Raw genomic sequence first — 12,565 nt, forward strand, 5'->3', positions numbered from 1 at the left:
CGGACACGGCTTCGTCCGGTTTCGCACACCCGATACGCTCCGACACGTGGCCGACATCGAGATCCCCGCTGACATCAAGCCCGCCGACGGACGCTTCGGCGCGGGCCCCTCCAAGGTGCGGACGGAGGCGCTCGCCGCGCTCGCGGCGACCGGCAGTTCCCTGCTGGGCACCTCCCACCGGCAGGCCCCGGTCAAGAACCTGGTGGGCCAGGTCCGCGAAGGCATCAGCTCCCTGTTCTCCCTCCCGGACGGTTACGAGGTCGTCCTCGGCAACGGCGGCTCCACCGCGTTCTGGGACATCGCCACCCACGGGCTGATCGAGTCCAAGTCCCAGCACCTCAATTTCGGTGAGTTCTCCTCCAAGTTCGCCAAGGCGGCCAAGCTCGCCCCCTGGCTGGCCGAGCCGACCGTCATCGCCTCCGACCCCGGCACCCACCCCGAGCCGAGCGCCGAGGCCGGTGTGGACGTGTACGCGTTCACGCACAACGAGACCTCCACCGGTGTCGCCATGCCGATCAAGCGCGTGGCCGGAGCCGACGAGGGTTCGCTCGTCCTGGTGGACGCCACCTCCGGCGCGGGCGGCCTGCCGGTCGACGTCTCCGAGACGGACGTCTACTACTTCGCCCCGCAGAAGTCCTTCGCCTCCGACGGCGGCCTGTGGATCGGCGTGTTCTCTCCGGCGGCCATCGAGCGCGCCGAGCGGATCCACGCGTCCGGCCGGCACATTCCGGAGTTCTTCAGCCTGCCCACGGCGATCGACAACTCCCGCAAGAACCAGACGTACAACACCCCGGCGCTCGCCACGCTCTTCCTGCTCAACGAGCAGCTCGAGTGGCTGAACGGCCAGGGCGGCCTCGACTTCGCCACCGGCCGTACGAAGGACTCCTCGACCCGGCTGTACACCTGGGCGGAGGAGTCGAAGTACGCGACGCCGTTCGTCACCGACCCGGCCAAGCGGTCGCAGGTCATCGGCACGATCGACTTCGCCGACGAGATCGACGCGGCCGCGGTCGCCAAGGCGCTGCGCGCCAACGGCATCGTGGACACCGAGCCGTACCGCAAGCTCGGCCGCAACCAGCTCCGCGTCGCCATGTTCCCGGCGATCGACCCGGCCGACGTCGAGGCGCTCACCAAGTGCGTCGACTATGTCATCGAGCGGATCTGAAACCTGTAGATCCCGGTGGGTGGGGGCGCCCGGTGGTGAACCGGGCGCCCTTTCCCGTGCCCGCGCCATGATCCGCCGGACGGGCCCTAGCTCTTGCGCCGCATCCGCCGCATGCCGAACACGGCGGCGGCGCCGAGGGCGAGGAGGACGGCACCGGTCTTGAGGCCGCCCCCGCCGCTCTTCTCCCCCGAGGCGGAACTCCCGCCGGTGGAGGGCGACTTGGAGGCCACAGCGCCGCCCTGGGGTGCCTCCAGCGCCCGTACCTGACTCTGCGCGCCCTCGCTGCCGTACATCAGCTTGGTGCCGTCGGCGGAGTAGCTGACGGACTCGCCCTGGCCCTGGAGGGGCACGTCCAGGCGGTCCAGCTTCTTGATCCGGCCGCCGTTCCAGTCGTAGGAGATGCCGCCGAAGTAGCCGCGAACGGCGAGCTGTCGGCCGTTCGGCGAGAAGGCGGCGTCCGTGGCCCACAGGTCGACGGGGGCGACCGGGCGGAAGATGTTCGCGCCGGAGGACGACAGTTGGGCGGGGCCCTCGTACAGGTGCCCGCCGTCCTCGTTCTTGTCGATGATGTAGACGCGGCCGGTCTGGGGGTGGACCGCCAGCGACTCGGCGTCACGGGGGCCGTCGGAGTACTTCACGACGTACTGCGTGGCCGTGACCGTCTGGTCCTTCAGGATCTTCGGCTCGGGCAGGCGGTAGATCCAGACATAGGGCCAGCGGCCGTGGAAGTTGTCCCCGATGTCACCGACGTAGATCTGGTTGTCCGGCCCGATGGAGATGGCCTCCACGTCACGCGGGGAGCCGATGCCGCGCAGGGTGAGCGTGGCGACGGTCTTGCCGGTGCGGCTGTCGACGGCGTAGAGGTAGGGGCCGTCGTCGCTGTCGTTGTGCGTCCAGTAGACGCCCGGGTGCAGGTGGGAGGCGGCCAGGCCGCTGGACTCGGTGATCCGGGGGTCCTCGATGGTGAACCCCCGGTCCCCGTCCGCGGCGTGGGCGGGCAGGGCGCAGGCACCCGCGAGCAGGGCCCCGGCGAGCAGGGCGAACGGTCGGCGCATGGTCCAAGACTGCCACCTGGCGCGGGCGTTCAGTGGGGGTGGTGGGCCTCACATCGGCCCTGGGTGCTGGCCCGCACCGAGATCCGCCATCATGAGCGGATGCTCAGGTTCATGCCCGTAGGTGACTCCATGACGATCGGGAGCGCGGGCGAACACACGTGGCGCTACCGGCTGTGGCAGCACCTGCGGGGCACATACGGCGGCCCGTTCCAGATCGTCGGTCCCCGCGAGACGCTGTACGACCAGGCCACCGGGGAGCCCGACTCCTACGAGTACGCCGACCCCGACTTCCCGCGCGCCCACCTCGCCGGGTGGGGCGAGGGCTGGCAACACATGGCTCCGCTGATCGGGGAGGCGGTGCGGGCGCACCGGGCCGACGTGCTGCTGGTCTCCCTCGGGCTGATCGACCTGGGTTTCTACACCAACGCGGAGCAGACGGTCGACAACGTGCGGGCGTTCGTGGCCGCGGCCCGTGCGGCGCGTCCGCGCGTACGGATGGTGCTGCTGCCGGTCATCCCGAACATACGCGCCCAGGAGGACGGCCCCTTCGCCGAACAGGTCGACCTCTTCAACACCCTCCTCGCCAAGACGACCGCCGACCTGGACGAACCCCGGTCCCCGCTGCTGCTGGCCTCGGCGCCGGGGGGCTGGGACATCCACACGGACACGTACGACGGCACGCACCCCAACGCCAGCGGCGAGCACCGGATCGCGGGGGCGTTCGCGGGGGCGATGCACGAGGCGTGGGGACTGGGGAAGCCGTACGTGGCTTGATCATGTCGACGCGATGGCGGCGTTGCCGGGTGGCCGGGCGTTTCGTTCAACAGCTCACCAGGAGACGGTGGGGAGGAAACGCCATATGACCGAGTTCGGGCCGCCGGTCACGCTGGACGACTGGTTCGCGCGTCTCGAAGCGATGCCGGTGCCCGAGGGGTACAAGGCCGAGATCATCGAGGGGACCGTCCATTTGACCAGCCGAGGCGATTCCCAGTGGGCGATCACCGCCGACCTGTACGAGCAACTGCGGACCAGGTACCCGCGGACGCGACTGAAGTCCGGTGCCCGGCTCGACCTGCCGGGGCGGCTCAACAGCTACGCGCCGGATCTGATGCTGCTCGCCGAGGAGGCCGAGCAGGACGGCCGGGGTCTCTGGCGCTGCGCGGACGTCCAGTTCGCCGTCGAGGTGCTCCCCCGGGACACGCCGGACCCCGCACGCGGCCTCAGAGAGGCCGGGTAAGCACTGGCCGAGGTGCCGGTCTACTTCGTCGTGGACCCCCGGCGGGGCCAGTGCCACGCCTACAGCAAGCCGGAGAAGGACGCGTACACGAACAGACTGACGGTCACCTTCGGAGGCGACGTGGATCTCACCGGCACCCCGGTGGGCATTGCCCTCAAAACCCACGACTTCCCCCGCGACTGACCCCACCGCTTGCCTAGAGCGCGCTCCAAGACGTTGGCTAGGGGGGCATGAGGTACACGCAGCTTGGACGTACGGGACTGAAGGTCAGCCGGCTGGTGCTGGGGACCATGAACTTCGGGCCGCAGACCGACGAGGCGGACAGCCACGCGATCATGGACGCGGCGCTGGACGCGGGCATCAACTACTTCGACACCGCGAACGTGTACGGCTGGGGCGAGAACAAGGGCCGTACCGAGCAGATCATCGGAAGCTGGTTCGCGAAGGGCGGCGAGCGGCGGGAGAAAACCGTCCTGGCCACCAAGGTTTACGGGAACATGGGCGCAGAAGGCGACGTCTGGCCCAACTACGACAAGCTCTCCGCGCTGAACATCCGCCGCGCGGTGGACGCAAGCCTGAAGCGGCTGCGGACCGACTACATCGACATCTACCAGTTCCACCACATCGACCGGAACACCCCGTTCGAGGAGATCTGGCAGGCGGTCGACGTCCTGGTCACCCAGGGCAAGATCCTCTACGCCGGTTCCTCCAACTTCCCCGGCTACAAGATCGCGCAGGCCAACGAGACGGCCCTGCGCCGTAACACCCTCGGCCTGGTCAGCGAGCAGTGCCTGTACAACCTCGCCGAGCGCCGCGCCGAGATGGAGGTCATCCCGGCCGCCCAGGACTACGGGCTCGGCGTCATCCCCTGGTCGCCGCTGCACGGCGGTCTGCTGGGCGGGGTCATCCGCAAGGAGGCCGAGCGCGGGCGCCGCGCCTCCGGCCGCGCGGCCGACGCCCTCGCGGACACGGCCACGCGCAACCGGATCGAGGCGTACGAGGAGCTGCTCGCCAAGCACGGCCTGGAGCCCGGCGAGGTCGCGCTCGCCTGGCTGCTGACCCGGCCCGGCGTCACCGGCCCGATCGTCGGCCCGCGTACCCGGGAGCAGCTCGACTCGGCGCTGCGCGCGGTGGAGCTGGAGCTGAGCGAGGAGCTGCTGACCGGCCTGGACGAGATCTTCCCCGGCCCGGGCCCCGCCCCGGAGGCGTTCGCCTGGTAGCGGCAAGCGAAAGGCCGCTCCGTACGGGATTCTCCGCGGAGCGGCCTTGGGCGGCAGCCGTCAGTGGACGGCCGCCGCCACGGCGACGACCACCAGCATCAGTACGAGCGCACCGGCCATGATCCGGTTCCGGATTTTCGGTTCCACGACGACGAGCCTAACGGGCCGCGCCCAGTGCCCAGCGGGCGACCGGGGCGTACCGGGGCTGCTCGCCGGGCACGCCGGAGGCCGGCAGGTGGCTGCGGACGAGGACCAGTTCGCCCACCGTCCAGGCGGTACCGGCGAATTCGGTGAGGGCGTCGGCGTAGGGCCGTAGGTCGGTGTCGCCCTTGCCCCGGGCCAGTGTGAGATGCGCCCGGTAGTGGCGGTGCTCCTCGCCGCCCACCCCGACCCGCCGTCCGGCCGCCCGGGCCCGTCCGGCGAGTCTGCCCAAAGCGGTGAGGTCTCCGGAGGCTCCGGTCCACAGTGCCCTGCCGCGGCCGAAGCTGCCGCCTCCGGCGAGGGCCAGCGGGAACGGCGCGCTCCGTACGGCCGCGCGCTCCAGCCGGCGTTCCAGCTCGGGCACGGTCTCCTCAGGGACCTCGCCGTAGAAGGCGAGCGTGAAGTGCCAGCCGTCCGGCTGGGTCCACCGCAGCGCGTCGGCCCCGGCGAGCCGCCGCAGCGCCCGTACCTCCCGGCCCAGCTCCTCCACGGCGCCCGGGGGCGGCAGGACGGCGGCGAAGAGTCTCATCCCCACACGATCCCAGACGGGTACGCTGCCGCACCGTGACCGACGACGTCGAGACAGCGACAGCGGCCGCCCTGGCCGGCGCCGAAGTGGTGCGCGAGGGCTACGGCAAGGATCTGGGCCGGATCGACAAGGGGGCCGGGGACTTCGCCACGGCGGCCGACGTGGCGGCCGAGCGGGCCATCCTGGACGTCATCCGGGCGGCCCGGCCCCTCGACGCGGTACTCGGCGAGGAGGGCGGCCGGCAGGGCCCCACCGACACCGTGCGCCTCTGGCTCGTGGACCCCCTGTGCGGCACCCTCAACTACGCCGTCGGCAACATGCTCGTCGCCGTCAACGTGGCCCTGCGCGACGGCCCCGCAGCCGTGGCGGACCCCTTCACCGGCGAGGTCTTCCGCACCGACGGCAAGACGGCCTGGCTCCACCACGAGGGCACCGACACCCCCCTGCGCCCCACGGCGGCGACCGCCCTGGTGGACGTCAACCTCGACCCACCCTTCCCGAGCGCCCCCGGCTTCCGCGCCACGGCCCTGCTGGCGCATCCGGTGTTCATGGCGCGCTTCCGCCCCCGGGTGGTCTCCACGACCCTGGCCCTGACCTGGGTGGCAGCAGGCCGCCGAGCCGCGTACGTCACCGACGGCACCGGCCTCTCCGAGAGCGTCCACTTCGCCGCCGGAATCACCCTGTGCCGGGCAGCGGGCTGCGTGGTCACGGGCATCGACGGCGCACCACTGGGCCCGGACACCCGAGGACTGGTGGCGGCCGCGGACGCCGACACCCACAGCCTGTTGATGACGATGCTCCGCGGCGAGTCCTGACCGCCACCTCACCCGACCGGCGTCAGCTCTCCGCTCCCGCGCGACGCGGGCCGGGGGCGACCGCGCCGCCGGCCCCAGCCCGACCGGCATCAGCGCGCCGCCGCGCGGGACGAGCGACAGATGCGGCACCCGAGGCCAGGGCGCGGCCGAGCCGACGAACGCGGCCCCGACACGCCCTCGAACCTCAGGCCGCCGGCGTCAACTCCTCGCTCCCCCTCGGCACGAACCGCAGATGCGGTCCCCGGTGCCAGGTGAGCCGGAGCCGGAGGTCGCCGGCGCGGGCCAGGAACAGGCCGATGACCGCGGCCGCCGCGGCCGAGACCACGCCGCCCGCGACGAAGCCGAAGCGGGCGCCGTAGGTGTCGGTGACCCAGCCGACGAGGGGAGCGCCGAGCGGGGTGCCGCCCATGAAGACCATCATGAAGAGGGACATCACGCGGCCCCGCATGGCCGGGTCGGTGGACATCTGGACGGCGGTGTTGGCGGTGACGTTGACCGTGAGGCCGAAGGCGCCGATGGGGACCATCAGGAGAGCGAAGAGCCAGTAGGAGGGCGCCAGCGCGGCGACGATCTCCACCGTGCCGAAGGCCAGCGCGGCCGCGACCAGCACCCGGAACCGGGCCGTACCGCGCCGCGCGGCGAGCAGGGCGCCGATCAGGGAGCCGACGGCCATCAGGGTGTTGAACAGGCTGTACGCACCGGCGCCGGCGTGGAACACGTCGTCGGCGAAGGCGGTGAGCCAGACGGGGAAGTTGAAGCCGAAGGTGCCGATGAACCCGACGAGCACGATGGGCCAGATCAGCTCCGGCCGCCCGGCGACATGCCGCAGCCCCTCCCGGAGCTGGCCCTTGCCGCGCGGGGCGCGGTCGACGGAGTGCAGCTCACGGGTGCGCATCAGCAGCAGCCCGGTGATGGGCGCGACGAAGGACAGCCCGTTGGCGAGGAACGCCCACCCGGTGCCCACCCCGGTGATCATCAGACCGGCGACGGCCGGACCGACCAGCCGGGCGGACTGGAAGTTGGCCGAGTTCAGGCTGACCGCGTTCTGGAGCTGGCCGGGGCCGACCATCTCGGAGACGAAGGACTGCCGGGCCGGGTTGTCCACGACCGTGGCGAGGCCGACCGCGAAGGCGGCGACGTACACGTGCCAGACCTGGACGTGTCCGGAGAGGGTGAGGGCGGCCAGCGCGAGGCCGGTGAGGGCCATCGCGGACTGGGTGAACAGCAGCGCGGGCCGCTTGGGCAGCCGGTCGACGAGGACACCGCCGTACAGGCCGAAGAGCAGCATCGGCAGGAACTGGAGCGCGGTGGTGATGCCGACGGCCGCAGAGGAGCCGGTGAGGCTCAGCACCAGCCAGTCCTGGGCGATGCGCTGCATCCAGGTGCCGGTGTTGGAGACGACCTGTCCGGCGAAGAACAGCCGGTAGTTCCGGACCCTCAGCGAGCTGAACATCGAGGTTCTGCCGGCGGCCGGGGTAGTAGTTGCCGGTGCGGGGACGGAAGCTGCTCCGGGTCCCGTACTCAAAAGGTCGCCTCCTGAAGCGATGCCGTGGCTACAGTTGCGCGAGCTTCTCCAGGACGGGGGCGGCGGCGCGCAGGGTGGCCCACTCGTCCTCGTCGAGGCCCTCGACCAGGCCGGCCAGGAACGCGTTGCGTTTGCGGCGGCTCTCGACGAGCATCGCCTCGGCCTGCTCGGTCCGGGTGACGACCTTCTGGCGCCGGTCCTCGGGATGCGGCTCGAGCCGGACCAGGCCCTTGGCCTCCAGAAGCGCGACGATGCGGGTCATCGAGGGCGGCTGGACATGCTCCTTGCGCGCCAGCTCGCCCGGAGTGGCCTGTCCGCAGTTGGACAGCGTGCCCAGTACCGACATCTCGGTGGGGCTCAGCGACTCGTCGACCCGCTGGTGCTTGAGTCGACGGGACAGCCGCATCACGGCGGAGCGGAGGGAGTTCACGGCGGCCACGTCGTCGCCGTGGGTGAGGTCCGACATGTCTTTAGCCTAACTCATTACTCTCACTAAGGAACGTCACCCCGCACGGTACGGTTCGTGATGTCCGCCACTGTGTCCAACCATCACCCGTACGAGTGAGCCAGTTCCGAAAAGTGACCCATCGGGTGGCGGGATGTGGCGACCCTCGTACACATGGCGACCAGTGTGCTCAGCCTGCGGATGGACGGGGAGCTGCTAGAGAGGCTCCGGGAACGCGCGGCGAAGAGAGGAATGAGCGTGCAGGACTATGTGATCCGCACGCTCGTCAGGGACGACTTCGACGAGCGGTTCCAGACCGCCGTCGACGAGACCGAGAAGTTCTACGGGGTCACATGAGACTCATGTGACCCCGCAGGAAACTCAGCCGCGCCCCGGTCAGGTCAGACCGAGGGCCGGCATCAGGTAGTAGAAGCCGAAGACGGCCGCGACCACGTACATCGCCACCGGGATCTCCCGGCCGCGCCCGGCGGCCAGGCGGAGCACCACGAAGGTGATGAAGCCCATGCCGATGCCGTTGGTGATCGAGTAGGTGAACGGCATCATCACCATGGTCACGAAGGCCGGGATGGCGATGGTGAAGTCGTCCCAGTCGATCTCCCGGATCGAGCCCGCCAGGATCAGGAAGCCGACCGCGAGCAGCGCGGGCGTGGCGGCCTGGGACGGCACCATGGTGGCGACCGGGGTGAGGAACAGGGCGACGCCGAAGAGGGCGCCGGTGACGACGTTGGCGAGACCCGTACGGGCGCCCTCGCCGACGCCCGCGGTGGACTCCACGAAGCAGGTGGTGGCCGAGGAGGAGCTGGCGCCGCCCGCCGCGACGGCGAGACCGTCGATCAGCAGGACCTTGTTGATGCCCGGCATCTGGCCCTGGGCGTCGGTCAGCTTGGCCTCGTCGCTGACGCCCATGATCGTGCCCATGGCGTCGAAGAAGCAGGACAGCAGGACGGTGAAGACGAAGAGGACGCCGGTCAGCACACCGACCTTGGCGAAGCCGCCGAACAGGCTGACCTGGCCGATCAGACCGAAGTCCGGGGTGGCGACCGGGTTGCCCGGCCACTTCGGCGTGGTCAGGCCCCAGGACGGCACCTTGGCGACCAGGTCGATGATCACCGCGAGGACGGTCATCGCCACGATGGAGATCAGGATCGCGCCCGGCACCTTGCGGACGATCAGCGCCAGGGTGAGCAGCACGCCCAGCACGAAGACCAGCACCGGCCAGCCGGTGAGGTGACCGCCCGTACCGAGCTGGAGCGGAACGGTGGTCTGGGCGATGTCCGGGATACGGGTGACGAAGCCGGAGTCGACCAGGCCGATCAGCATGATGAACAGGCCGATACCGATGGCGATGGCCTTGCGCAGCCCGTAGGGCACCGCGTTCATCACGCGCTCCCGCAGACCGGTGGCGACCAGCAGCATCACCACGAAGCCGGCGAGCACCACCATGCCCATCGCGTCCGGCCACGACATGCGTGGCGCGAGCTGGAGCGCGACGACCGTGTTGACGCCGAGCCCGGCCGCCAGCGCGATCGGGACGTTGCCGATCACGCCCATCAGCAGGGTGGTGAAGGCGGCGGTGAGCGCCGTGGCCGTGACCAGCTGGCCGTTGTCCAGGTGGTGCCCGTACATGTCCTTGGCGCTGCCGAGGATGATCGGGTTCAGGACGATGATGTACGCCATCGCGAAGAACGTGGCGAAACCGCCCCGGATCTCCCGCGCGACGGAACTGCCGCGCTCGGAGATCTTGAAGTAGCGGTCGACGGCGCCGAAGGAGGGCTTACCGCCCGGCTGTTCGGGGGTAGGAGCCTGGGCCGTGGCCGAGGTGGGCATGCGAGTCCTCTTCACCATTCAGGGTTCCCCCGAGCCCTTTTGGAGTTTCGTACGAACAGAAACAGTCAAAGACAAACCGCTTCAGTATGAACGTATGAAGCCTAGATCGCTATCTCCGCGCGTAGATATTCACCGAATGTCCGTGCGGCAGCGGGCTGCCGGACGTGGTGTGGCGCCTCGTAAGCTGTGCCCATGACGAAGTGGACCCCCAAGCACGAAGCGCCGGAGCCCCTGGAGGGGCCCGTGGTCGCCACCATCACCGGCGGCACGATCGTGTGGTTCGTCCTCTTCCTGGTCCAGCTCCCCTTCTACGGCTGGTTCGAGGACCACGGTCACCTGTGGTGGGTGTGGACCTGTCTGGCCGGGGCCGGCCTCGGCCTGATCGGCATCTGGTACGTGCGCGGGCGGGACGCCGCGATCAAGCGGGCGGCCGCCGAGCGGGAGACCGTCCCCGCCGAGTGACCTCCGGGTCGCGATCTCCGGGTCGAGTGATCGCCGGGTCGTGCGGGACCCCTGGACGGAATGCGGATTCCGTGTTGTCATGCCCACTGCTGTCCGATGACAACGTTGTTTTCGCACGCTGACAACGTTGCCCTGAACCACCCCTGAGCACGTCCGGCCCACCACCTCAGAGGTTTCTGCATGACATGGACACGGCATTTCGGTCGCTTCATGGCGGGGACACTGGCGGCGACCGCGCTGCTGGCCACCCCCGCCCACGCGCAGGCCGACCCGCCCGCCCGGCTGACCGACCTCGTCAATCCGTTCATCGGCACCCAGAACGAGGGCAACACCTACCCCGGCGCGGCGGTGCCGTTCGGCATGGTGCAGCTCTCCCCCGACACCGGCCACAACACCGGCTACGACTACGCCCAGGACCACATCCGGGGCTTCTCCCTGGTGCACCTCTCCGGTGTCGGCTGCGGCCTCGGCGGTGACCTCCCGGTGCTGCCCACCACGGGCGACGTCACCACCACCGACTACGCGAAGTACGCCGCGAAGTTCAGCCACGACGACGAGTCCGCGAGCCCCGGCTACTACCGCGTCGGCCTGGACTCCGGCATCGAGGCCGAGCTGACCGCGACCGCCCGCACCGGTGTGCAGCGCTACACCTTCCCGGCCACCGACAAGGCCAACGTCCTGCTCAACGCGGGCCAGTCGCTGCACACCAAGGTCGCCACCGAGGTCGAGATCCTGGACGACCACACCGTGCGCACCAAGCTCACCGGCCGCGGCTTCTGCCAGGACACGGTCCCCTACACGCTCTACACGGTCACCCGCTTCGACCGCCCCTTCACCGCCCACGGCACATGGACCGGGTCCACGGTCACCGACGGCGCGAAGACCGGGGCGGACGGCGCCTATCTGCGGTTCGACACCCGGAAGGACCGCACGGTCGAGGCCACCACCGCGCTGTCCTACGTGGACGCGCGGGGCGCGCTCGGCAATCTGCGCGCCGAGGGCGGCCGGTCCTTCGACGCGGTGCGCGGCGCGGCCCAGCGGGCCTGGGAGGACCGGCTGGACGACGTACGGGCGCACGGCGGGAGCGACACGCTGCGCCGGACCTTCTACTCCTCGCTGTACCGCTCGTTCCTGGCGCCGAACATCGGCAGCGACACGGACGGCCGCTACACCGGCTGGGACCAGAAGATCCACCGCACGCAGGGCTTCACCTACTACCAGAACTGGTCGCTGTGGGACACCTACCGCACCCAGTCCCAGCTCCTCTCGCTGCTCGCGCCGCGTGAGGCGCGGGACATGGCGATCTCGGTGATCCGGATCGACGAGGAGAGCGGCTGGCTGCCCAAGTGGGGCTACGGCACGGTCGAGACCAACATCATGACCGGCGACCCGGTCACGCCGTTCCTGACCAACGCCTATCAGCAGGGCCTGCTGCACGGGTGGGAGGAGCGGGCCTACAGGGCGCTGAAGAAGAACGCGGACGGCGTGCCGCCCGCCGGCTCGCCGGCCGTGGGCCGGGAGGCCAACCGGGAGTACCTCGCCGACGGCTTCGCCCCCTACGTGAAGGACCGCCCGCACGCCAAGCCCGGTGACTCGGACTACGACCACGGGGCGTCGGCCACCCTGGAGTACGCGCTCTCGGACGCGATGCTGTCCCGGATGGCCCGGGACCTCGGGCACCGCGCCGACGCGGACCGGTATGCGGCGCGGGCGCAGAACTACCGGAAGATCTTCGACCCCTCGACCGGCTTCTTCCGCGCCCGTGACGTCTCCGGCGCCTTCACCGGACCCGCCGACCCCGCGAAGAGCGAGGGCTTCCACGAGGGCACGTCCTGGCAGTACCAGTGGCTCGTGCCGCAGGACCTGCCCGGCATGGTGGACCTGGTCGGCGGCAAGCAGGCGGCCAACGACCGGCTCGACTCCTTCTTCGCCTACGGCCAGTTGACCGAGGACCCGGCGAAGACGGCCCGCGAGGTGTGGGTGAACGGGCCGTACGACTACTACAACGCGGACAAGTACAACCCGCAGAACGAGCCCGACCTGATCGCGCCCTACACCTACCT

The 12,565-nt window shown here is 70.3% G+C and carries 14 protein-coding genes; 9 read left to right on the plus strand and 5 right to left on the minus strand.

Annotation, left to right across the window (positions count from 1 at the left end):
* Positions 1 to 46 precede the first annotated feature (46 nt).
* Positions 47 to 1,165 carry a phosphoserine transaminase gene (serC, locus tag GT030_RS35285; protein ID WP_161204541.1) on the plus strand — a complete coding sequence of 373 codons (1,119 nt, stop codon included), beginning with the start codon at positions 47 to 49 and terminating at the stop codon, positions 1,163 to 1,165.
* Positions 1,166 to 1,251: 86 nt separating this feature from the next.
* Here serC and GT030_RS35290 read toward each other — a convergent pair whose 3' ends face one another.
* Positions 1,252 to 2,220 carry a WD40 repeat domain-containing protein gene (locus GT030_RS35290; protein ID WP_161204542.1) on the minus strand — a complete coding sequence of 323 codons (969 nt, stop codon included), beginning with the start codon at positions 2,218 to 2,220 and terminating at the stop codon, positions 1,252 to 1,254.
* A 99-nt stretch (positions 2,221 to 2,319) separates the two neighbouring features.
* Here GT030_RS35290 and GT030_RS35295 point away from each other — a divergent pair, with 99 nt between their 5' ends.
* The 4 genes from GT030_RS35295 to GT030_RS35305 all read left to right on the plus strand — a co-directional run bounded on the left by GT030_RS35295 (position 2,320) and on the right by GT030_RS35305 (position 4,677).
* Positions 2,320 to 2,994, plus strand: coding sequence for a GDSL-type esterase/lipase family protein (locus GT030_RS35295; protein WP_161204543.1), 675 nt, complete (start codon positions 2,320 to 2,322; stop codon positions 2,992 to 2,994).
* Between the two features lie 85 nt (positions 2,995 to 3,079).
* Entirely contained in the window at positions 3,080 to 3,457 is a 378-nt protein-coding gene (locus GT030_RS35300) for a Uma2 family endonuclease (protein ID WP_237523043.1), read from the plus strand.
* A 12-nt stretch (positions 3,458 to 3,469) separates the two neighbouring features.
* Positions 3,470 to 3,640, plus strand: coding sequence for a hypothetical protein (locus GT030_RS37010; protein WP_237523044.1), 171 nt, complete (start codon positions 3,470 to 3,472; stop codon positions 3,638 to 3,640).
* 47 nt (positions 3,641 to 3,687) lie between these two features.
* Entirely contained in the window at positions 3,688 to 4,677 is a 990-nt protein-coding gene (locus GT030_RS35305) for an aldo/keto reductase (RefSeq protein WP_161204544.1), read from the plus strand.
* Positions 4,678 to 4,834: 157 nt separating this feature from the next.
* Here the strand turns inward: GT030_RS35305 and thpR are convergent, their stop codons facing one another.
* The gene (gene thpR, locus GT030_RS35310; RefSeq protein ID WP_161204545.1) at positions 4,835 to 5,407 is read right to left on the minus strand and encodes an RNA 2',3'-cyclic phosphodiesterase; all 573 of its coding nucleotides are present in this window, start codon (positions 5,405 to 5,407) and stop codon (positions 4,835 to 4,837) included.
* A 35-nt stretch (positions 5,408 to 5,442) separates the two neighbouring features.
* Between thpR and GT030_RS35315 the strand changes: the two genes are divergently transcribed.
* Positions 5,443 to 6,222 carry an inositol monophosphatase family protein gene (locus GT030_RS35315; RefSeq protein WP_161204546.1) on the plus strand — a complete coding sequence of 260 codons (780 nt, stop codon included), beginning with the start codon at positions 5,443 to 5,445 and terminating at the stop codon, positions 6,220 to 6,222.
* Positions 6,223 to 6,406: 184 nt separating this feature from the next.
* Here GT030_RS35315 and GT030_RS35320 read toward each other — a convergent pair whose 3' ends face one another.
* On the minus strand, positions 6,407 to 7,747 hold the full coding sequence (locus GT030_RS35320) for an MFS transporter (protein ID WP_346009819.1): 1,341 nt from the start codon (positions 7,745 to 7,747) through the stop codon (positions 6,407 to 6,409).
* Positions 7,748 to 7,775: 28 nt separating this feature from the next.
* Entirely contained in the window at positions 7,776 to 8,213 is a 438-nt protein-coding gene (locus tag GT030_RS35325; protein ID WP_030804715.1) for a MarR family transcriptional regulator, read from the minus strand.
* A 153-nt stretch (positions 8,214 to 8,366) separates the two neighbouring features.
* On the opposite strand from GT030_RS35325, the gene GT030_RS35330 reads away from it, so the two are divergent.
* Entirely contained in the window at positions 8,367 to 8,549 is a 183-nt protein-coding gene (locus tag GT030_RS35330) for a ribbon-helix-helix protein, CopG family (protein WP_161204548.1), read from the plus strand.
* Positions 8,550 to 8,588: 39 nt separating this feature from the next.
* Here the strand turns inward: GT030_RS35330 and GT030_RS35335 are convergent, their stop codons facing one another.
* Entirely contained in the window at positions 8,589 to 10,040 is a 1,452-nt protein-coding gene (locus tag GT030_RS35335) for an NCS2 family permease (protein WP_161204549.1), read from the minus strand.
* 192 nt (positions 10,041 to 10,232) lie between these two features.
* Here GT030_RS35335 and GT030_RS35340 point away from each other — a divergent pair, with 192 nt between their 5' ends.
* Both GT030_RS35340 and GT030_RS35345 read left to right on the plus strand, forming a co-directional pair.
* On the plus strand, positions 10,233 to 10,502 hold the full coding sequence (locus GT030_RS35340) for a DUF2530 domain-containing protein (protein ID WP_135787789.1): 270 nt from the start codon (positions 10,233 to 10,235) through the stop codon (positions 10,500 to 10,502).
* Between the two features lie 210 nt (positions 10,503 to 10,712).
* A partial coding sequence (locus GT030_RS35345; protein ID WP_237523045.1) for a GH92 family glycosyl hydrolase occupies positions 10,713 to 12,565 on the plus strand: 1,853 nt, incomplete at its 3' end.

Source organism: Streptomyces sp. SID1328 (genome assembly GCF_009865595.1).
Classification (GTDB): domain Bacteria; phylum Actinomycetota; class Actinomycetes; order Streptomycetales; family Streptomycetaceae; genus Streptomyces; species Streptomyces griseoluteus.

Bases quoted from the DNA above. Each gene is read 5' to 3' on its own strand.
- thpR (WP_161204545.1), bottom strand. From the start codon at position 5,407: ATGAGACTCTTCGCCGCCGTCCTGCCGCCCCCGGGCGCCGTGGAGGAG.
- GT030_RS35325 (WP_030804715.1), bottom strand. From the start codon at position 8,213: ATGTCGGACCTCACCCACGGCGACGACGTGGCCGCCGTGAACTCCCTC.
- GT030_RS35305 (WP_161204544.1), top strand. From the start codon at position 3,688: ATGAGGTACACGCAGCTTGGACGTACGGGACTGAAGGTCAGCCGGCTG.
- GT030_RS35340 (WP_135787789.1), top strand. From the start codon at position 10,233: ATGACGAAGTGGACCCCCAAGCACGAAGCGCCGGAGCCCCTGGAGGGG.
- GT030_RS35335 (WP_161204549.1), bottom strand. From the start codon at position 10,040: ATGCCCACCTCGGCCACGGCCCAGGCTCCTACCCCCGAACAGCCGGGC.
- GT030_RS35300 (WP_237523043.1), top strand. From the start codon at position 3,080: ATGACCGAGTTCGGGCCGCCGGTCACGCTGGACGACTGGTTCGCGCGT.
- GT030_RS35290 (WP_161204542.1), bottom strand. From the start codon at position 2,220: ATGCGCCGACCGTTCGCCCTGCTCGCCGGGGCCCTGCTCGCGGGTGCC.
- GT030_RS35330 (WP_161204548.1), top strand. From the start codon at position 8,367: ATGGCGACCAGTGTGCTCAGCCTGCGGATGGACGGGGAGCTGCTAGAG.
- GT030_RS35295 (WP_161204543.1), top strand. From the start codon at position 2,320: ATGCTCAGGTTCATGCCCGTAGGTGACTCCATGACGATCGGGAGCGCG.